This is a genomic window from Nocardioides alkalitolerans, assembly GCA_038184435.1.
Lineage (GTDB): Bacteria > Actinomycetota > Actinomycetes > Propionibacteriales > Nocardioidaceae > Nocardioides > Nocardioides alkalitolerans_A.
Map to the genome: position 1 here is coordinate 321,503 of CP116227.1, position 19,936 is coordinate 341,438.

At 73.8% G+C, this 19,936-nt stretch carries 19 protein-coding genes and 2 tRNA genes; 18 read left to right on the plus strand and 3 right to left on the minus strand.

The features are described 5' to 3' along the window. Positions 1 to 25 precede the first annotated feature (25 nt). The 4 genes from PIR53_01565 (at position 26) to PIR53_01580 (ending at position 5,139) form a co-directional block, all read left to right on the plus strand. Positions 26 to 1,420, plus strand: coding sequence for a TerD family protein (locus PIR53_01565; protein ID WZH52698.1), 1,395 nt, complete (start codon positions 26 to 28; stop codon positions 1,418 to 1,420). Between the two features lie 13 nt (positions 1,421 to 1,433). Then, positions 1,434 to 3,011 (plus strand): hypothetical protein, encoded by a 1,578-nt coding sequence (locus PIR53_01570; protein ID WZH52699.1) that lies wholly within the window; start codon positions 1,434 to 1,436, stop codon positions 3,009 to 3,011. Then, on the plus strand, positions 3,008 to 3,514 hold the full coding sequence (locus tag PIR53_01575; protein WZH52700.1) for a GNAT family N-acetyltransferase: 507 nt from the start codon (positions 3,008 to 3,010) through the stop codon (positions 3,512 to 3,514). Before PIR53_01570 ends, PIR53_01575 begins: the two co-directional genes overlap by 4 nt. 173 nt (positions 3,515 to 3,687) lie before the next feature. Next, entirely contained in the window at positions 3,688 to 5,139 is a 1,452-nt protein-coding gene (locus tag PIR53_01580; protein ID WZH52701.1) for a DUF222 domain-containing protein, read from the plus strand. 431 nt (positions 5,140 to 5,570) lie between these two features. On the opposite strand, the gene PIR53_01585 is transcribed toward PIR53_01580, so the two are convergent. Beyond that, on the minus strand, positions 5,571 to 5,852 hold the full coding sequence (locus tag PIR53_01585) for a DUF2087 domain-containing protein (GenBank protein ID WZH52702.1): 282 nt from the start codon (positions 5,850 to 5,852) through the stop codon (positions 5,571 to 5,573). Positions 5,853 to 5,926: 74 nt separating this feature from the next. Between PIR53_01585 and PIR53_01590 the strand changes: the two genes are divergently transcribed. Beyond that, on the plus strand, positions 5,927 to 6,382 hold the full coding sequence (locus PIR53_01590; protein ID WZH52703.1) for a DUF6264 family protein: 456 nt from the start codon (positions 5,927 to 5,929) through the stop codon (positions 6,380 to 6,382). 40 nt (positions 6,383 to 6,422) lie between these two features. Here PIR53_01590 and PIR53_01595 read toward each other — a convergent pair whose 3' ends face one another. Then, positions 6,423 to 7,331 (minus strand): 3-methyladenine DNA glycosylase, encoded by a 909-nt coding sequence (locus PIR53_01595; GenBank protein ID WZH52704.1) that lies wholly within the window; start codon positions 7,329 to 7,331, stop codon positions 6,423 to 6,425. Between the two features lie 77 nt (positions 7,332 to 7,408). On the opposite strand from PIR53_01595, the gene PIR53_01600 reads away from it, so the two are divergent. The 10 genes from PIR53_01600 to PIR53_01645 all read left to right on the plus strand — a co-directional run bounded on the left by PIR53_01600 (position 7,409) and on the right by PIR53_01645 (position 14,910). Continuing rightward, entirely contained in the window at positions 7,409 to 8,029 is a 621-nt protein-coding gene (locus tag PIR53_01600) for a TetR/AcrR family transcriptional regulator (protein ID WZH52705.1), read from the plus strand. A 40-nt stretch (positions 8,030 to 8,069) separates the two neighbouring features. Further along, positions 8,070 to 8,879 carry a fumarylacetoacetate hydrolase family protein gene (locus PIR53_01605; protein ID WZH52706.1) on the plus strand — a complete coding sequence of 270 codons (810 nt, stop codon included), beginning with the start codon at positions 8,070 to 8,072 and terminating at the stop codon, positions 8,877 to 8,879. Continuing rightward, complete coding sequence (gltX, locus tag PIR53_01610) at positions 8,876 to 10,348, plus strand: glutamate--tRNA ligase (GenBank protein WZH52707.1); 1,473 nt, start codon at positions 8,876 to 8,878, stop codon at positions 10,346 to 10,348. The genes PIR53_01605 and gltX overlap by 4 nt, the downstream gene beginning before the upstream one ends. Continuing rightward, positions 10,348 to 11,388 carry a type II CAAX endopeptidase family protein gene (locus PIR53_01615; protein ID WZH52708.1) on the plus strand — a complete coding sequence of 347 codons (1,041 nt, stop codon included), beginning with the start codon at positions 10,348 to 10,350 and terminating at the stop codon, positions 11,386 to 11,388. The genes gltX and PIR53_01615 overlap by 1 nt, the downstream gene beginning before the upstream one ends. Positions 11,389 to 11,392: 4 nt before the next feature. Further along, positions 11,393 to 11,464, plus strand: a tRNA-Gln gene (locus PIR53_01620). 99 nt (positions 11,465 to 11,563) lie between these two features. Further along, positions 11,564 to 11,639 (plus strand) — tRNA-Glu (locus PIR53_01625). 102 nt (positions 11,640 to 11,741) lie between these two features. Beyond that, positions 11,742 to 12,179 carry an SRPBCC family protein gene (locus PIR53_01630; protein ID WZH52709.1) on the plus strand — a complete coding sequence of 146 codons (438 nt, stop codon included), beginning with the start codon at positions 11,742 to 11,744 and terminating at the stop codon, positions 12,177 to 12,179. A 123-nt stretch (positions 12,180 to 12,302) separates the two neighbouring features. Then, the gene (locus PIR53_01635; GenBank protein ID WZH52710.1) at positions 12,303 to 13,853 is read left to right on the plus strand and encodes an Ada metal-binding domain-containing protein; all 1,551 of its coding nucleotides are present in this window, start codon (positions 12,303 to 12,305) and stop codon (positions 13,851 to 13,853) included. Then, entirely contained in the window at positions 13,853 to 14,341 is a 489-nt protein-coding gene (locus tag PIR53_01640) for a methylated-DNA--[protein]-cysteine S-methyltransferase (protein ID WZH52711.1), read from the plus strand. Before PIR53_01635 ends, PIR53_01640 begins: the two co-directional genes overlap by 1 nt. Further along, a complete protein-coding gene (locus PIR53_01645) occupies positions 14,341 to 14,910 on the plus strand; it encodes an NUDIX hydrolase (protein ID WZH52712.1) in 570 nt (189 codons plus the stop codon). Before PIR53_01640 ends, PIR53_01645 begins: the two co-directional genes overlap by 1 nt. Before the next feature lie 20 nt (positions 14,911 to 14,930). Here the strand turns inward: PIR53_01645 and PIR53_01650 are convergent, their stop codons facing one another. After that, positions 14,931 to 15,653 (minus strand): IclR family transcriptional regulator, encoded by a 723-nt coding sequence (locus tag PIR53_01650; GenBank protein ID WZH52713.1) that lies wholly within the window; start codon positions 15,651 to 15,653, stop codon positions 14,931 to 14,933. Positions 15,654 to 15,739: 86 nt separating this feature from the next. On the opposite strand from PIR53_01650, the gene leuC reads away from it, so the two are divergent. From leuC to PIR53_01665, 3 genes are all read left to right on the plus strand, one after another. Continuing rightward, positions 15,740 to 17,173, plus strand: a complete 1,434-nt coding sequence (leuC, locus tag PIR53_01655) for a 3-isopropylmalate dehydratase large subunit (protein WZH52714.1) — start codon at positions 15,740 to 15,742, stop codon at positions 17,171 to 17,173. A gap of 17 nt (positions 17,174 to 17,190) precedes the next feature. Continuing rightward, the gene (gene leuD, locus PIR53_01660; protein WZH52715.1) at positions 17,191 to 17,796 is read left to right on the plus strand and encodes a 3-isopropylmalate dehydratase small subunit; all 606 of its coding nucleotides are present in this window, start codon (positions 17,191 to 17,193) and stop codon (positions 17,794 to 17,796) included. 124 nt (positions 17,797 to 17,920) lie between these two features. Then, entirely contained in the window at positions 17,921 to 19,897 is a 1,977-nt protein-coding gene (locus tag PIR53_01665; protein ID WZH52716.1) for an LTA synthase family protein, read from the plus strand. The last annotated feature ends 39 nt before the right edge of the window (positions 19,898 to 19,936 follow it).

Sequence of the window (19,936 nt, forward strand, 5' to 3'; positions counted from 1 at the left end):
GCCGGGTCCGCTAGATTCACGTCTCGTGATCACCTTGGCGAAGGGCGCCAACGCGCCGCTGTCCGCGACGAACCTCACCGTGACCGTCGATGTGGCCGCGTCCGCGGACCTCTCCGCGCTGCTCGTGACCGAGGCCGGCAAGGTGCGCAGCGACGCCGACTTCATCTTCTACAACCAGCCCAGCGGACCGGGCGTGACCTGCGTGCCCGCGTCCGGTGGCCAGGGGTGGCGCGTCGACGTCGACCTCACGGCCGTGCCGACGGACGTCCACGCCGTGCGCCTCGTGACCTCGCTCGACGACGGCGGGCGGGTCTTCGGGCAGGTGGGCCAGCCGGTCGCCCGCATCGCCAGCGGCGGCCAGCCGGTCGCGGAGTTCCCGATGACGGGGCTCGACCGCGAGACGATCGTGGTGATGGTCGAGCTCTACCGGCGCAACGGCGAGTGGAAGGTGCGGGCGGTGGGCCGCGGGTACGACGGCGGCCTCGCCGACCTGATCCGCGACCACGGCGTGAGCGTGGACGACGAGCCCGCGACCCCGGCCCCGGCGGCCCCCGCCCCGGCTGCCCCTGCCCCGTCGGCGCCCCCGGCGGCGCCCCCGGCGGCGGCGCCGAGCTACCCGCCCGCGCCCCAGCAGCCGCCCGCCGCGCCCAGCTACCCGCCGAGCACGCCGTCGTACCCGCCCAGCGCGCCGAGCTACCCGCCCGCACCGCAGCAGCCGCCCGCGGCGCCCAGCTACCCGCCGAGCGCGCCGTCGTACCCACCGGCCGCGTCGTCCTCCCCGCAGCAGTCGCAGCCCTCGCAGCAGCCGGCCGCGCCGGCGGGCGGGGGCGAGGTGAGCCTCCGCAAGGGTGCCTCGGTGTCGCTGCAGAAGGGCCAGCGCGTCCGGCTCACGAAGGACGGCGGGCAGAAGCTCACGCAGGTGCGCATGGGCCTGGGCTGGGACCCGGTCCGCAAGGGCGGCCTGTTCGGGTCGCGCGAGGTGGAGATCGACCTCGACGCCTCGGTGGTGCTCTTCGCGAGCGGGCAGCCCGTCGACCTGGCGTTCTACAACAACCTGACGACGCGCGACGGCTCGGTGCGCCACCTCGGCGACAACCGCACGGGCGAGGGGGACGGCGACGACGAGACGATCGTCGTCGACCTGACCCGCGTGCCGGTGCACGTCGACGCGCTGGTGTTCATCGTGACGAGCTACGGCGGCCAGACCTTCCAGCAGGTGCAGAACGCGTTCTGCCGCCTCATCGACCACACGGACGGCGAGCTGGCGCGCTACACGCTGACCGGCGGGCTGCCGGTCACGGGCATGGTGATGGCGAAGGTCTACCGCGAGGGCGGCGACTGGAAGCTCCAGGCGATCGGCGACGGTCTCAACGCCAAGGTGCCGGGCGAGGCCGTGCCGCAGCTCGCGAAGTTCCTGTGAGGCGGGCCCGGCGATGACGTCGTTGGTCGCCGGGCAGAACGCCCCCTGGCCCCACCCCGCCTGCCGCGTCGTGGCGTCCGGGGTGGACTTGGCCGTGCTGCCGCTGCGCGCCGACGTACGCGTCGTCGATCCCGCCCACGTCGTGCACGCGGCGGGGGAGGTGCACCTCGGCCTCGCGGACGTGCCGACCGAGTGCGACCGGCTCCTCGTCGTCGGCCTCGACCCCGGTCCGGCGCGGCTCGACCTGCTCGACGGCGCCGGTGTGCCGGTGCTCGACGTCGACGTGCGCCCCGACCCGGCCGCCGCTCGACCGCGGGTCGTCGCGCTCGTCGAGGTCTACCGCCGGGCGGGGGCGTGGAAGGTGCGCGCCGTCGCCCGCACGTACGCCGCGGGAGCGGCCGACGTCGAGCGGCACCACGGCGTGCCCGCGGGGGTGCTGGTGGTGCCGTCGGTGCCGTTGGTGCCGTCGGAGCCCGCGGATCCCGGGCCGGGCGTGGAGCCGGCCGCGGGGGTCGAACCGGAGCGGGCCGTGCAGCTCGTCGGGATGGTGCTCCAGGACGCTGCGCGGAGTGCCGCGTCGTACGAGTCGAGCGTCGCGTTCGCCGACGGCCAGCTGGAGCGGGACCTCGATGCGCTGGTCGCCGACCCGGCGCTCCGGGCCTCGGCGGCCGGCGAGGCCGCGCGGGCGCAGGCCCAGCGGCGGCGGGACGACCTGGTGCACCGGGCCTGGGAGTCGCACCTGCGGGACCTCGCCGCGCTGCGGACCGAGGTGGCGGGCATCGAGCGCGCGCTGCCCCCGGCCCTCGCGCGCTGGGACCTCGTGCCGTCGGCGCCGGTGCCGCGGGTGCCGCCGCCGGCCGTGCGGGCCGGCGAGATCACGTTGCCGCACCTGCTCGAGGTGCCCGGCGCCGACTTCCGCCTGCCGATGATCTGCGGGATGCCGGGTCGGCCGATCCTCGTGACCACCGACGAGGGCGGCGACGGTGCCGCCACGGCCGTCGCCCGCACGCTCGCCCTGCGGTCGGTGGTGTCCCTGCTCCCGCACGGTCCCCGGCTCGTCGTCGTCGACCTCGGCGGCCGACGGGGCGACGTCGGGCTGTCACCGGGGGTCGCCGGTCCGCCGGTCACCGGCGCCTCGCAGCTGACGCGGGTGCTGGCCGACCTCGTGCAGCGCGCCGACCTGGTCGCGGTGGCCGACCGCGAGCGGATGGTCGACGCGCTGGACGCCGAGCTCGCCCGTCCCGTCGTGCTGCTGCTCCTCGACGCGCCGACCCTCTGGGAGAGCGAGGCGGTGCCGCTGCTCGACACCCTGGTGGCGGGACCCGGGTACGGCGTGCAGCTCGTGCTCACCGGCCCCGGCGACGTCCCCCGCGTCGGCAGCGACGCCGAGCAGCGCCTGCTCGCCCGCGCCTGGGGCTCCTCGCTGCGCCTGCCGAGCGGCGTCGGGGGCCACCTCGCCGACACGTTCGCGGAGGTGGCGTGGACGTTCCTCCCCGACACCGGCCCGTCCGACCCGTCCACCGTCCCCCGGCTGCTCGGCACCCACGCGCCGCTCGACGGCTGGCGCGACGGGATCGTGCCGCGGGCGTGACGGCGTCGACCCGCGCGCCCGGGCCGGCGGACGCCGAGGCGCTCGCCCAGCTGCACGTCGCCACGTGGCGTGAGACCTACGCGCACCTGCTGCCGCCCGGCTTCCTCTCGACGACGTACGTCGAGGGGCGACGCCGGATGTGGGTGCAGGTGCTCGCGCAGCCCCGCGACGACATGGTCGTCCGAGTAGCCGAGGTCGACGACGTCCTGGTGGGGTTCTCCTGGGCCGGGCCTCCGGTCGAGGCGCTCGCCGGGGACGACGGCCGGACGCGCCAGCTCTACGCGCTCTACGTGCGCGCCGCCCACCACGGCACCGGGATCGGTCAGCGCCTGCTCGACGAGGCGCTCGGGCACGAGCCGGCAGTGCTCCGGGTCGTGCGGGACAACCCGCGCGCGGTCGCGTTCTACCGCCGCAACGGCTTCGTGCCCGACGGGGTCGAGGAGGTCGACCCCGCGACCCCCGCCATGACCGAGGTGCAGATGCGGCGGCCCGCGGGACCCTGACACGTCGAGTTTGGTCGTACGGCGCGGCAGGAGCGTCGAGTTGGGTTGTACGGCGCGGCGGGCGCGTCGAGTTTGGTCGGACCGTTTCTCCAAGCTCGACGCCTGGTTCGGGTCATCCACAGATCACCATCAGGAGGTGGTGATCGCACGTCTGTTCGACTAGAGTGGGCGGCATGGATCGGGGGACCCACACCACTGCGACCGCGTTGATCGACGCGGTCCGCGAGCGCACGGCTGCTGCTCGTGTGGCGGAGGCGGCCGCGTTCGTCGCGGTCGGTGACTGGGCGGCGGCTCACACCTCCGATGTGGTCGTGGGTGACCCGATCACGGTGCTGGGTGCGTGGCACGACGAGCAGCACGCCGAGGCGTTGGCGGGCGATCAGTTCCTCGAGCTGGGCGGGCCGGGGGCGCCGGTGGTGGCGGAGTTCTGCATCGGTGAGATCGCTGCCGCCCGCGGTTGTTCGTTCGACGCTGCGCGTCGGCTCGTCGGCGACGCGGTCGAGCTGCGCTACCGGCTCCCGCGCGTGCACGCGAGGATCGTCGCGGGTGAGGTCGACGTCTGGCGGGGCCGGCGGATCGCCCAGGCCACCCGCATGCTCACGTTCGAGGCCGCGGGGTTCGTCGACCGGCACGTTGCGTACGTCGCGGGCAAGGCCACCGGACCCGAGGTCGACCGGCTCGTCGCCGAGGCCGCCGCGCGGTTCGACCCCGAGACCACCGAAGCCGAGCGCCATGCCGCTGACGGCGACCGCTACCTGGCGATCGACCTCGACGACCTCGCCTTCGCCGACCCGCTCACCGGCACCCTGCGCGGCACCGTGAACCTCCACGGCTCCCTCGACCCCGCCGACGCGCTCGACCTCGAACGGAGCATCACGCACGTCGCCCGGCAACTGGGCGAGCTGGGCTGCGACTCAGACCTCGACGTCCGTCGCTCCATGGCGCTGGGCGAGATCGCGCGGCGCTGCGACGGGGTCGCAACGTTGGAGTACGACGCCGGCGATGCGCCGGCACACACTCAACGGGCACGACGGGACGTGGTGCTCTTCGTGCACCTCGACCAGGCCGCGATCACCGGCGGCCTCGACGGGTTCGGTCCCGGCATCGACGCCTGCACCGGCAGGACCGGCATCGACCTCGTCCGGCTCGACACCCCCGGGCTGCCCCGCGGGGCGGTCACCGTCGAGCAGGTCCAGACCTGGTGCGCGAGCCCGGACACCACCGTGACCGTCAAGCCGATCATCGACCTCAATACGGCCGATGCCGTGAACGGCTACAGCCCACCCGACCGCATCGCCGAGCACGTCCGAGCCCGCTGGCCCAGGTGCGTCTTCCCCTACTGCACCCGCAGCTCGCGCACCGCCGACCTCGACCACTGCGAGCGGTACGACCCCCATGGCCCACCCGGCCAGACCTCGACTCGCAACCTGTTCCCGCTCTGCCGACGCCACCACCGGATGAAGACCCACCCGGAACGAAGAACCGCACTGCGATGGAGCTACCGCCCCACCGACCCCGCACGAGGCGAAACACCCCACGCCGTCATCTGGACCAGCCCCCTGGGACTGCGCTACCTCGTCGACCGCGACGGCACCCGCCCCTGGCCACCAGAGCCCGGGCACTAACCAGACGACACCTGACCAACGAGCGCAACGACGCCCGTCCACGCCCCGTGGCCGGGCGGCGAAGCATGTCGTCGGCCGGGCGGGCCACCGCCTCCGTATGACGTCGGGCGTCTCTGCTCGGGACGTCATGCACTCCGGTCGCCGGGGCCGTCGCTTCGCATGACGTCGGGCGTCTCTGCTCGGGACGTCATGCACTCCGCTCGCCGGGGCCGTCCATTCGCATGACGTCCACGCAACCCCGCTGCGCATGACGTCCGGCGGCCCCGCTCGGGACGTCATGCACTCCGCTCGCCGGGGCCGTCCATTCGCATGACGTCCACGCAACCCCGCTGCGCATGACGTCCGGCGACCCCGCTCGGGACGTCATGCACCCCGGTCGCCGGAGCCGTCGCTTCGGATGACGTCCGGCGACCCCGCTGCCCTGCCGGGCCCTAGTCGAGCGTGACCGACCCGCCGGAGCGCCAGTACTGGTTGGCCTCGCGCGTCAGGAACCCGTCGTCGACGAGGTACCTCCGCAGTGCCGCCACGTCCGGGTGGAACCGACGCAGCACGGCGTTCACGTCGGCCTCCGGGTAGACGACCCCCAGGTCGAACGCCTGCGCCACGTGGTCGAGCACGATCAGCTGCTTGCGCCGCTTGGTCGGGATGGTGTGCAGCGCACCGTCGGCGTCGAGAAACTGGGCCAGCACCCGCGCAGCATCGGCAGTCGTCATCGAACGACCGTACGACGGACCCACCGCCCCGGCCACCGCGTTTCGACGACCGCACCCCGGGGAGCCTCTCCGCCATGACCGAGCGGCCACCGGCGGACGAGACGCGCCCGTACGTCGCGGCCCCCGCCCCGTGGCCGCCGCCACCGCCGACGGCGATCGAGCGCGCGCCGTACCCGACGTACCCGACGCACCCGCCGCCCTCCACCGCCCGCACCGCGGACCTCGTCGCGTCGATCGTGCTCCTCGTCCTGGGTCTGCTGCTGGGCCTGCTCGCCTCGGCCATGGCCTTCCTGCTGCAGATCGTGCAGATCGGGTGCGAGGCCGGGGGCGCGTGTGCGGAGGGCGTCCAGGACGGGGTCGCGATCGCGCTCGTCGGGCCGTGGTTGGTCTACCTGCCGCTCGCCGCGGTCGCGATCCTGCTCATGGCGCGGCAGCGCACGTCCTGGTGGGTCAGCACGCTGGCGGTCGTGGGGGCGTCGGTGGTGTGGCTGTACGGCGGGTGGCTGGCGCTCGACAGCGCGACCTGGTGAACAGTGCGACCTGGTGAACAGCGCCACCCGGTGAGCCCGTTCAGGCGCTGGCCGGCTCCCGCGCGACCACCAGCAACCGCTCGCACTCCTCGATGAGCCGCGCCCGCAGCGGTGCCCCCCGCTCGGCGAAGCGACGCTGGGCCGCGGCGTACGTCGCCTTCCCCTCGGCCGTCTCGACCCGCACCGGCTCGTACCCGAGGTCGCGCAGGTCGTAGGGCGCCGCCCGCATGTCGAGCTCCCGGATGTCGCGCGCCAGCTCGAAGCAGTCGGCGACGAGGTCGGAGCAGATCATCGGGCTCAGCCGGAAGGCGTGCTTGTAGAGGTCCATCCCCGCGTGGAGGCACCCGGGCTGCTCGAAGTCGGCCCGGTCGTCGGCGGCGGGGGAGAGGTGGTTGAGCGGCCGGGCGCTCGGCGTGAAGAAGCGGAACGCGTCGAAGTGGGAGCAGGCGATGCGGTGGCCCTCCACGACGGCGTCCGTGCCGGCGGCCCCGAGGCGCAGCGGCCAGTCGGCGTGCCGCACCTGCTCGGGCGTCAGGCGGTGGACCATCGCCCATTCGTGCATCCCGAAGCAGCCGAGGTGCGGCGCGCGGTTGGCCGTCGCGCGCAGCAACCGGCGCAGCGCCTCGAGCAGCGGGCGCTGGCGCGCGACGTACGCGCCGGTGACCCCGACGACCCCGGGCGCCACCTCGGCGTACCCCTTCAGCGACCGGTACGCCGCCGCCCCGCCCGCGTCGTCGAGCCCGTGCCCGACGCCCGGGTGCCAGCGGCGCAGCTGGGCGGGCCGGTGGGAGTAGTAGGTGAAGAGGAAGTCGTGGACGGGGTGCTTGACGCCCTGGCCGCGGCGGGCGAGGTGGGGCGCCACGAGGCGGTCCACCCGCTCCTCGTGGGCGGCCCGGCGGCGGGTCGTCTCCGCCGCGTCGAGGACCTCCACCTGCACCGCCACCTCCATGGGACGAGGGTAGGCCGCCCCGGCGCCGCGGACGGCATCCACTGCGGCTCCGCCCGGCGGCTCGTAGGGTGTCGCCCGTGACGACGACGCGGAGCGAGGACATGCGGGCGCGGGTGCTCCGCGCGGCGTTGGACGAGCTGTCCGCGACGGGCGTGGTCGGCATCAGCCTCCGCGCGATCGCGCGACGCGTCGGCATGACCCACCAGGCGATCAGCCACTACTTCACCTCCCGCTCCGCGCTCTTCACCCAGCTGGCGGTCGAGGGCTTCGCCGAGCTGCGCGCGGAGATCCGGGAGACGCTCGCGGCGCTGCCGGAGGCCGACCCGGCGGACCCGACCGTCGACCCCGCCGACCGGGCCGTGGACCGGGTGGCGGCCGTGGGCGCGGCGTACCTGCGGTTCGCCGACGAGCAGCCCGCCCTGTTCGACCTCCTGTACGGCGGGGGTGCCTCCCTGACCGACGGCGGCGCCGAGTTCGACGCGGCGCGGGCCGCCGTATGGGAGGAGTTCTTCCCGGTGGTCGCCCACGCCCGTGCCCACGGCTGGGGCGGCGACGTCGGCGTCGAGGACCTGGGTCTCACCGCCTGGGCCGTGCTGCTCGGCATGACGCGGCTCCGTGCGCACGGGCTCCGGACCGGCGTCCTCGCGGAGGGTCCCGAGGCGATGGCGCGGTCGATCACGAGCCTCGTCCGGCGCTAGCCGTCGCGGACCGGCCCGGGCGCCCCGATAGGCTCGGCGGGTGCGCATCGCTCGATTCACCACAGGAGAAGACCCGCAGTACGGCGTCGTGACCGGCGACCTCGACGAGCACGGCCAGCTGAGCGAGGACGCCACGATCGTGGCGCTCGCGGGCGACCCGCTCTACGTCGGGGTCAAGCTGCTCGAGGCCGAGCACAAGGTGGCCGACGTGCGCCTGCTGGCGCCGGTGCTGCCCCGCAGCAAGGTGGTGGGCATCGGCCGCAACTACGCGGCGCACGCCGCCGAGCTGGGCAACGACGTGCCGTCGGAGCCGCTGATGTTCCTCAAGCCGAACACGTCGGTGGTGGGCCCGGGCGACGCGATCGTCTACCCGACGCAGTCGACGAACGTGCACTTCGAGGGCGAGCTCGCCGTCGTCATCGGGCGCATCTGCCGGGACGTGCCGGCCGAGAAGGCCACCGACGTCATCCACGGCTACACCATCGCCAACGACGTGACCGCGCGCGACCTGCAGAAGAGCGACGTGCAGTTCACCCGGGGCAAGGGCTTCGACACCTTCTGCCCGCTCGGGCCGTGGATCGAGACCGACCTCGACCCCGACGACTTCGCCCGGGGCCGTCGCGTGCAGACGTTCCTCAACGGCGACGTCGTGCAGGACGGCACCACGGCCGACCTGATCTTCGACATCCCGACCCTCGTCGCCCACGTCAGCAGCGTCATGACGCTGCTGCCCGGCGACGTGATCCTCACCGGCACCCCCGAGGGTGTCGGCCCGATGCTCCCCGGCGACGAGGTCGAGGTCGCCATCGAGGGGCTCGGCTCGCTCACGAACAAGGTGGTCTCCCGATGAGTGCCGACCGTCCGGTCCGCGTCCGCTTCTGCCCGTCGCCCACGGGGTCGCCGCACGTCGGCTTCGCCCGCACGGCGCTCTACAACTGGGCCTTCGCCCGCCACCACGGCGGCACGCTGGTCTTCCGCATCGAGGACACCGACAAGGCGCGCAGCACGCAGGAGTCGTACGACGCGATGCTCGGCGCCCTGCGGTGGCTCGGCCTCGACTGGGACGAGGGGCCGGAGGTCGGGGGCCCGCACGCGCCGTACCGGCAGTCGGAGCGCGAGCACCTCTACCGCGACGTTCTCGCGCAGCTGGCGGCCTCCTCCTTCACCTACGACTGCTTCTGCACCACCGAGGAGGTCGACGCGCGGCGCAAGGCGTCGGGCTCGAAGGTGATGGGGTACGACGGGTTCTGCCGCGAGCTGACGCCCGAGCAGCGCGCCGCGTTCGAGGCCGAGGGCCGGTCGTCGGTCGTGCGGTTCCGGATGCCGGAGGGTTCGATCACCTTCGACGACCTCGTGCGCGGCGAGATCACGTTCGAGACCGAGTTCGTGCCCGACTTCGCGCTCTGCCGCGCCAACGGCGACCCGCTCTACACGCTCGTGAACCCCGTCGACGACGCGCTCATGGGCATCACCCACGTGCTCCGCGGCGAGGACCTGCTGTCCTCCACCCCGCGCCAGCTCGCGCTGTTCGACGCCCTCGTGACGCTCGGCGTCGCGGAGCAGACGCCGGCCTACGGGCACCTGTCGCTCATCACGGGCGAGGGCAACAAGAAGCTCTCCAAGCGCGACCCGCAGGCCCACCTCTTCGCCTACCGCGACGAGGGCTTCCTCCCGGAGGGCCTGCTCAACTACCTGGCTCTCCTGGGCTGGGCCATCGCGGAGGACCGCGACGTCTTCACGATGGACGAGATGGTCGCGGCGTTCGACATCGGCCGCGTCAACCCGCAGCCCGCGCGCTTCGACACGAAGAAGGCCGAGGCGATCAACGCCGCCCACATGCGCAAGCTCGACCTCGACGAGATCACCCACCGGGTGCTGCCGTTCCTCAAGGACGCCGGCGTGGTGTCCGACCCCGTGTCGGACGCCGACGCGCAGCTGCTCGAGCAGGCGATGCCGCTGGTCGGGGAGCGCATCAACAAGCTCACCGAGGCCGTCGACATGCTCGCCTTCCTCTTCGTCGACGAGGACGCCTTCACCCGCGACCCCGTCGACGTCGAGAAGGTGCTGGACGAGAACGGTCGCAAGGTCGTCGAGGCCTCGCACGCCGCGCTCGCCGCGCTCCCCACGTGGTCGACCGCGGCCATCGAGGAAGCGCTGCGGGTGGCGCTCGTGGACGGCCTCGGGCTCAAGCCGCGCAACGCCTTCGGTCCCGTGCGGGTCGCCGTGACGGGTCGCCGCGTCTCGCCGCCGCTCTTCGAGTCGCTCGAGCTGCTGGGCCGCGAGCGCGGCCTGGGTCGCCTGCAGGGCGCGCTGGCCTGATGAGCGGTACGTCGCCGTACCCGCCCGTCCCGATGTCGGAGGAGGAGCGGGCGGCGGCGTACCCGCCCCTGGAGTACCACCAGCTGCACCGCGCGGGGGACCGCGGCTGGTGGCGGCCGGTGCTCGGCGTGCTCGCCGTGCTGGTCGGCATGCAGGTGGTGCTGCCGCTCGGCGTGCTCGCGGTGTTCGCGCTGGGGCTCGGGGCGACCGGTGTCGTGGACGTCGACACCATCGTCGACACCGAGGACGTGCAGCCGGTGACCCTGGCCTACCTGATGGTGAGCCTCGCGTTGCTGACCCCGCTGGTCTGGGGCGTGACCCGGTTGCTCCACGGCCTCAAGCCGCGGTGGACGACGTCTGTCCTGCCGCGCATGCGGTGGGGGTTCTTCCTCGCGTGCATGGCGGTCTCGCTCGTGGCGCTGCTGGCGAGCATGGTGATGTCGGTGGTCGTCACCAGCGTCGATCCGAACGCGCTGCCCGGCGACAGCGAGGTCGGCGGGCTCAACGCCTTCACGTCGACGACGCGCGACTTCCTGCTCGTCGTGGTGCTGCTCACGCCGCTGCAGGCAGCGGGGGAGGAGTACCTCTTCCGGGGGTACCTCACGCAGGTCGCGGGCGGCATCTTCGAGCGTCCGGAGGTCGCGCGCACGGTCGCCGTCGTGGTGCCGGCGCTGCTGTTCGCGCTCGCCCACGGCGCGCAGGACCCGCCCGTGTTCTTCGACCGTTTCGCGTTCGGGCTCGCCGCGGGGGTGCTCGTGATCCTCACCGGGGGTCTCGAGGCGGGCATCGCGCTGCACGTGATGAACAACTGGTTCGCGTTCGGGCTGGCGCTCGCCTTCGGCGACATGTCGACGGTGCTGACCCCGACGGGCGGATCCTGGTTGAGCATCCCCGTGACGCTGACGCAGGAGCTCGTCTTCCTCGGCCTGGCGCTCGCCGTGCACCGCGGGATGCGCCTGTCGCGGCATGCCGACTCGGCCGTTTTGATCCGGTCCCGGGGCCGCGTGTATGGTTTCGCCTCGGCTCCTCAGGGGCCGTAACCATTGGGATATGGTGTAATTGGCAGCACGACTGATTCTGGTTCAGTTAGTCAAGGTTCGAGTCCTTGTATCCCAGCGAGATCGCGGCGAGAGCCCCGATTTTGTGGGAGACGAAGGCTTCGCTAGAGTCTCCCGAGTTGCCGGAAGGTGGCCGAGAGGCCAGCTGAAGGACAATGCCCCCGTTGTGTAGCGGCCTAGCACGTCGCCCTCTCAAGGCGGTAGCGCCGGTTCGAATCCGGTCGGGGGTACCAGCAGGACACGAAGGGCCCGGTCGCGAGATCGGGCCCTTCGTCGTTCCCGCGCCTGGCTAGGCTGCCGGTCGTCCGCTCCCTCACGAAGGATGGTGCACTCCCGTGGCCCAGGTCACCGCCGTCGCCGAAGCCGCCGTCGCGGCTCCGCCGGCCGACGTCATCGCCGCTCTCGCCGACTACACGACGACGCGTCCGGCGATCCTCACCGACCGCTACACCGACTACGCGGTGCTGGAGGGCGGCACCGGTTCGGGGACCGTCGCCACCTGGCGGTTGCACGCCACGGAGAAGCGCGTGCGGCACGTCGTCGCCGACGTGACGGCCGACGCCACCTCGGTCGTCGAGAAGGACCGCAACTCGACGCTGGTCACCCGCTTCGACGTCGCCGCGTCGGGCGCCGGCAGCACGGTCACCGTGACGACGACGTGGCAGGGCGCCGGCGGCATCGGGGGCTTCTTCGAGCGCACGTTCGCGCCGAAGGGTCTCCGCCGCATCCACGAGGAGCTGCTCGCCAACCTGGCCGCGCGCCTCGCCGCCTGACCCACCCCCCGACCCACCCCCCGACCCGGCCGGACCACGCCGACCCGACCGGGTCGGGCGCACCTCACCGCCGTGTCTGATTCCCGCCGGTCCGGTGCCGGGGGCTGGGGCAGGATGGGGGACGTGCCCACCGCCGTGCCCCCTCCCGCCGCAGCCCCCGGCGCCCCGCCCGGGCTCGAGCCGGACGACTGCTACCGGGTCGTCGCGAGCCGCGACCGCCGCTTCGACGGCGTCTTCTGGACGGCCGTGAGCTCCACCGGCATCTACTGCCGCCCCTCCTGCCCGGCCCGCACCCCGGCGCGACGCAACGTCACCTTCCACGCCAGCGCGGCCGCCGCGCAGCGCGCCGGCTACCGGGCCTGCAAGCGGTGCCTGCCCGACGCCGTGCCCGGCAGCCCCGCCTGGGACCTGCACGCCGACCTCGCCGGCCGCGCCATGCGCCTGATCGGCGACGGCCTGGTGGACCGCGAGGGCGTCGACGGGCTCGCGGACGCGCTCGGCTACTCCGCCCGGCACGTCGTGCGCGTCCTCACCACGGAGCTCGGCGCGGGTCCCCTCGCGCTCGCCCGGGCCCGTCGCGCCCAGACGGCGCGGGCGCTGCTCGAGGGCTCCGACCTCGCCGTCACCGACATCGCCTTCGCCGCCGGGTTCGCCAGCCTGCGCCAGTTCAACGCGACGATGCGGGAGGTGTACGCCGCGAGCCCCCGCGACCTGCGGGGCCGCGCCGGCTCGACCCCTCCCGCCGGGGCGCTCGCCCTGCGGGTGGCGGTGCGCGCGCCGTACGCCGCCGGGGCGATGCTCGCCTTCCTCGCGGAGCACGTGGTCACGGGCATCGAGACGGTCGTGGGCACGGTCTACGCGCGGAGCCTGGCGCTGCCGCACGGCCCGGCCGTGCTGGCCGTGGACCTCGGCCGCGTCGAGGGTGCCGCGGACGCGGGCGTCCGGCAGGTGCCCGTCACGGCCTGGCTCACCGACCTGCGGGACACCGGGACGCTGGTCGAGCGCGTGCGGCGGCTCCTCGACGCCGACGCGGACCCCGTGGTGCTCGACGACCAGCTCGGCGCCGACCCGATGCTGGGGCCCCTCGTCGTCGCCACGCCCGGCCTCCGCGTGCCGGGAGCCGTCGACGGCGCGGAGGTGGCGCTGCGGGCCGTGATCGGGCAGCAGGTCAGCCTCGCGGGGGCCCGCACCGTGACCGCCCGTCTGGTCGCGCGGCACGGGAGCGAGCTGCCGCCGGGCCTCGCGGGCGTCGTGCCCGGGGTGACGCACCTGTTCCCGACCGCTGCGGCCCTGGCCGACGTGGATCCCGCGACCCTGCCCATGCCCCGCGCCCGCGGGCGCGCGCTCACCGGGCTGGCGAGCGCCCTCGCCTCGGGGGCCGTGCGGCTCGACCGGGGGTGGGCGCGCGACGACGTGCGCTCCGCGCTGCTCGCGCTGCCGGGGATCGGGCCGTGGACGGCGGACTACGTCGGGCTCCGCGCGCTCGGCCACCCGGACGTCTTCCTGCCGACGGACGTGGGGGTACGGCGCGCGCTCGTCCCCCTCGGCTCCGCGGTGGCCGCGCTGCCGGAGCTGGAGGCGCGGTGGCGGCCCTGGCGGTCGTACGCCCTCCTGCACCTGTGGAACACCCTGATGCCCGCACTCCCGGGCACGCACCCCGAGGAGGCCAGCTGATGTGGACCGTGATGTCGTCGCCGATCGACGACCTGCGGATCGTCGCCGACGGGGAGGCGGTGACGGCGATCGAGTTCGCGCCCCACCCCGCGGCGCCGGTGCGTCCCGTGGGGGAGCGGGCCGACGACCACCCCGTCCTGGTGGAGGCGGTCGCGCAGCTCGCGGCGTACTTCGCCGGCACCCTGACCCGCTTCGACCTGCCGCTGGCGCCCGGCGGCAGCGACTTCCAGCGCCGGGTGTGGGCGGCCCTGGCGGAGATCCCCTTCGGCGAGACGACGTCGTACGGCGCGCTGGCCCGCGAGCTGGGGCTGACCGGGCACGGGGCGCGGGCCGTGGGGCTCGCCAACGGCCGCAACCCCATCCCCGTCGTGGTGCCGTGCCACCGGGTGATCGGGGCGGACGGCCGGCTCACGGGCTACGCGGGCGGGGTGGAGCGCAAGCAGGTGCTGCTCGACCTCGAGCGCGGCGACGACGGCGGGCTGTTCTGATGGGCCGCTGGCAGCGGCTCGGGGGCCGCGTCGTGCACGAGAACCCGTGGATGGTCGTCACGCAGGACGAGGTGCTGCGGCCCGACGGGACGCCGGGGGAGTACGGCGTCGTGACCGTCCGCAGCGAGGCCGTCTTCGTCGTGGCCGTCGACGGGGCGCCCGGCGCGGAGGAGGTCGTGCTCGTGCGCTGCGACCGCTACACGACGGGCGAGGGGTGGGAGGTCCCGGCCGGCGGCGCCGACGGCGACGACCTCGTCGCCGGAGCGCAGCGGGAGCTCGCAGAGGAAGCCGGGCTGCGCGCCGAGCGGTGGCGCGACCTCGGTCCGGTGACGTCGCTCAACGGCATCTGCCGCGCGCCCGGTCGCGTGTTCCTGGCGCAGGACCTGGCACCGCTCGCCTCCGGCGAGGGGCGCGGGGTGGCGGACGAGCAGGCGCTGGAGGGCATCTCGGAGGTACGCCGCGTGCCCTGGCCCGAGCTGATGGGGATGCTGGCCCGGCGCGAGGTCACCGACGGCGAGACGCTGGCCGCCCTCCTGCTCGCCGCCGTCGCGCTGGGCCGGGTGGCCTGACCTGTTCGGCCTACTCGGCCCTACTCGGCCGCAGCGCGGCGCAGGGACTCGGAGAGGCGCTCGGCGGCGGCGAGGACGGCGGGCGCGTGCATGCGGCCCGGCTGGCGCGAGAGGCGCTCGAGCGGGCCCGACACCGACACCGCGGCGATGACCTTGCCGCTGGGGGAGCGCACCGGCGCGGAGACCGAGGCGACACCCTGCTCGCGCTCGCCGACCGACTGCGCCCAACCGCGGCGCCGGATGCCCGACAGCGCCGTCGCGGAGAACGCGGCGGTCTGCAGGCCCCGCTGCATGCGGTCGGGGTCCTCCCACGCGAGGAGCACCTGGGCGGCGGACCCGGCGCGCATGGTGAGCTGGGAGCCGACGGGGATCGTGTCGCGCAGGCCGCTGGGGCGCTCGGCCGCGGCGACGCAGACGCGGTGGTCGCCCTGGCGCCGCCAGAGCTGGGCCGACTCGCCGGTGATGTCGCGCAGGCGGGCGAGCACGGGGCCGGCCGCGGCGAGCAGGCGGTCCTCGCCGGCGGCGGCTGACAGCTCGGCCAGGCGGGGCCCGAGGACGAAGCGGCCCTGCATGTCGCGGGCGACGAGGCGGTGGTGCTCGAGGGCCACCGCGAGCCGGTGGGCCGTGGGTCGGGCGAGGCCGGTGGAGGCGACGAGACCCGCCAACGTGGCCGGTCCGGCCTCCAGCGCGGTCAGCACCAGCGCTGCCTTGTCGAGAACGCCGACGCCACTTCCCTTGTCCATATGGCAATACTGACGTCTCATTGCGTGGGACGCAAGGGGTAGGGTGCTCCGCGTCAGATGACAACTGTGGCGTTGTTGGAGGAATCATGGGCAAGGCGGGCGCACGCACGCTGGTGGAGAAGGTGTGGGACGAGCACGTCGTCCGGAGCGCGGAGGGCGAACCCGACCTCCTGTACATCGACCTGCACCTGTTGCACGAGGTCACCTCGCCGCAGGCGTTCGACGGCCTCCGGCTCGCCGGTCGCCGCCTCCGCCGCCCCGACCTGACGCTCGCGACCGAGGACCACAACGTCCCCACCGTCGACTGGGACAAGCCGATCGCCGACCCGGTGTCGCGCACGCAGGTGGAGACGCTGCGCAAGAACGCCGAGGAGTTCGGCGTGCGCCTGCACCCGCTGGGCGACGTCGAGCAGGGCATCGTGCACGTCGTCGGTCCCCAGCTCGGTCTGACGCAGCCCGGCATGACCATCGTGTGCGGTGACTCGCACACCTCGACCCACGGCGCGTTCGGCGCGATCGCGTTCGGCATCGGCACCTCCGAGGTCGAGCACGTGCTCGCCACGCAGACGCTGCCGCAGGCCAAGCCGAAGACCATGGCCGTGACCGTCAACGGCTCGCTGCCCGAGGGCGTCACCGCCAAGGACCTCGTGCTGACCCTCATCACGCACGCCGGCACGGGCGGCGGCCAGGGCTACATCGTGGAGTACCGCGGGCAGGCCATCCGCGAGCTCTCCATGGAGGCCCGCATGACGGTCTGCAACATGTCGATCGAGTGGGGTGCGAAGGCCGGCCTCATCGCGCCCGACGAGACGACGTTCGCCTACATCGAGGGCCGCCCCGAGGCCCCGCAGGGCGAGGACTGGGACGCGGCGGTCGCCCACTGGCGCACGCTGGTGACCGACGAGGGCGCCGAGTTCGACCGCGAGATCGTGCTCGACGCGTCCGAGATGACCCCTTTCGTCACCTGGGGCACCAACCCCGGCCAGGGCGCGCCCCTCGGTGCCACCGTCCCGTCGCCCGACGACTTCGAGGAGCCCGACGACAAGATCGCCGCCGAGAAGGCGCTCGCCTACATGGGCCTCGAGGCCGGCACCCCGCTGCGCGAGGTGAAGGTCGACACGGTCTTCGTCGGCTCCTGCACGAACGGCCGGATCGAGGACCTCCGCCTCGCCGCCGAGGTGCTCAAGGGTCGTCAGGTCGCCGCCGACACCCGGCTGCTCGTCGTGCCCGGCTCGGTGCGGGTCCGCCTGCAGGCCGAGGCGGAGGGCCTCGACGCCGTCTTCAAGGAGGCCGGCGCGGAGTGGCGGGGGGCGGGCTGCTCGATGTGCCTCGGCATGAACCCCGACCAGCTGGCCCCGGGGGAGCGCAGCGCGTCGACCTCCAACCGCAACTTCGAGGGGCGTCAGGGCAAGGGCGGTCGCACGCACCTCGTCTCGGTGCCCGTCGCCGCCGCGACCGCGATCCGCGGCACGCTGTCGTCCCCCGCCGACCTGGAGCCGGCCGCCGCCGGCGCCCGCTGAGCTGACGAGGAGTCGTCATGGACAAGTTCACCTCGCACACCGGCATCGGCGTCCCGCTGCGGCGCAGCAACGTCGACACCGACCAGATCATCCCCGCGGTCTACCTCAAGCGCGTGACCCGCTCGGGCTTCGAGGACGGGCTCTTCGCCGCCTGGCGCAACGACCCCTCCTTCGTGCTCAACGACCCGGCGTACGCCGCGGGCTCCGTCCTCGTCGCCGGGCCCGACTTCGGCACGGGCTCGTCCCGCGAGCACGCGGTGTGGGCGCTGCAGAACTACGGCTTCCGCGCCGTGATCAGCCCGCGCTTCGCCGACATCTTCCGCGGCAACTCCGGCAAGTCCGGCCTCGTGGCCGCGCAGGTCGACGAGAAGGTCGTGCAGCGGCTCTGGGCGCTCCTGGAGGAGAACCCGGGCACGACCGTCACGGTGGACCTCGAGACGCAGACCGTGCGTGCCGGCGAGGGCGTGGGCGCGGTCGAGGACTCCTTCGACATCGACCCCTACACCCGGTGGCGCCTGCTCGAGGGCCTCGACGACATCGGCATCACCCTCGGCCACGAGGCCGACATCGCGGCGTACGAGGCCGCGCGGCCGCGCTGGAAGCCGGTGACGCAGCGCGCCTGAAGGCCGCGCAGCGCAGCACGACCCCCGGCGGGGCGGACCGATCCGGTCCGCCCCGCCGGTGTGATCTGGGCCCGCCACGGGGGGTTCTCCCCGCGTCCACCTGGCGTTCACCTACCCTCTTCGGGTGGTCGAGGGGGAGCAGGAGCGCGTCGAGGCGCGCCCGGACACGTGGTGGCGCCGACGACGGGTGCTCGCCTTCGGCACGTCGCGGTGGTGGACCCGCCGTCTCCTCAGCGCCTTCCTGGGCGCGGCGGGGCTGTTCGTCATCGCGGTGGTCATCGCCCTCGTCCTCAACCTGACGCTCATGGGCACGCAGCCGCAGTACGCCTGGGACGAGCGCCTCATGCGCCGCTCGGGCCTCCTCGGCGCCGACGTGCTCGTGCTCTGGACGCTCCTCATGCTCGCCTGGGCCGCGATCGGCCGGTGGTGGTGGACGACGGGCGTGGTGCTGGCCCTGGTGCCCCTCGTCCTCACCGCAGCGCTGCGCAAGCTGGACGAGCGGCAAGAGCCTCTCTACCCGGCCGACCTCGCCTTCCTCAGCGAGCCCGGCTTCCTCTTCTCGATGGTGCCGCCCGTGCTGGCGGTGCTGGTGCTGCTCCTGGTCGTGGTCATCGTCGCCGCGGTCGGCGGCGGCGGTGAGTGGCTGACGGGCCGCCGCGGGCGTCCGCGCACCCGGGGGCGTGAGCTGTGGACGGTCGTCGCCGTGCGCGCGCTCGTGCTGGTCGTGACGGGCCTGATGGTCCTGCAGCTGGGTCGCTTCAACCAGGACGGCAACGCCTGGCGGGCGCTCTACGAGGAGCGCGGCGCCCAGTGGCGCCCCTGGAGCCAGCAGGAGAACTACCTCTCCAACAGCGTGGTCGGCGGGTTCCTCTACAACATGCCGACCGCCGCGATGGAGCGGCCGGAGGGCTACTCCGAGGCCGCGATGCAGGACCTCCTCGCCCGGTGGGAGACCGCCGCCGACGGGCTCAACGTGGGTCGCGACGGCTCGTTCGCCGACACCAACGTCGTCGTGGTCCTCAGCGAGTCGTTCTCCGACCCCACGGCCCTCGAGGGGCTCGACATCCCCGAGGACCCCATCCCGTTCACGCGGGAGACGATGGCCGGCACGACGTCCGGCACCATGCTCGCGACCGGCATCGGCGGCGGCACGGCCAACGCCGAGTTCGAGGTGCTGACGGGCGAGCACCTCGGGCTCTTCGCCCCGCAGATGGTGGTGCCCTACCAGATGCTGGTGCCGAACTTCGCGACGTACCCGTCGCTGGTCGGCACGCTGCGCACCGAGGGCCACCGGGCGGTGGCGGTGCACCCCTACCTCGCGGGCATGTACAAGCGCCCCAGCGTCTACGACACCTTCGGGTTCGACGAGTTCGTCACCGAGGACCAGATGCGGTTCACCGACCGCACCGAGGAGAACCCCTACATCGACGACACGGCGGCCTTCGACGAGGTGCTCGCGCAGATCGAGGAGTCCGACGCCCCGCTCGTCACCAACCTGGTGACGATGCAGAACCACGCGCAGTACGGCAACAAGTACGACGAGGTGCCCGAGGTCGGGACGGCCGACGGCGTCACGCTCGGCCCGTCGTTCACGCTGGCGCTCGGCGACTACGTGCGGGGCATCTCGGACACCGACGCCGCGCTGCGCGACTTCCTCGACGCCCTCGAGGAGAGCGACGAGGACACCGTCGTGCTCTTCTACGGCGACCACCTGCCGGGCTTCTACGGCGACAGCTTCCGCCGGCTCAACGGCGACATCGCCATGCACTCGACGCCGTTCTTCGCCTGGAGCAACCGCGGCAACGTGCCGCTCGACGCGGGCGTGAGCTCGTCGGCGCTCCTCATGCCCTACCTGTACGACGTGGCCGACGCGCCGCTGCCGCCCTACCTCGCGCTCCTGCGCACCTTCCACGAGCGCGTCGGGTCGGTCTTCCAGGGCCAGATCGTGACGCGCGACGGCGACGTGGTGGCCGAGGCGGACCTCGACGCGGAGCAGCAGCGCCTCCTGCACGACCTGCGGCTCGTGCAGTACGACGTCGCGGTCGGCGAGCGCTACGTGACCGACGAGATCTGGCCGGGGTCGACGGGCGAGACGGGCTGACCCATCCGGTCCGTGACCGGTGCCGAAGCACGATGGTCC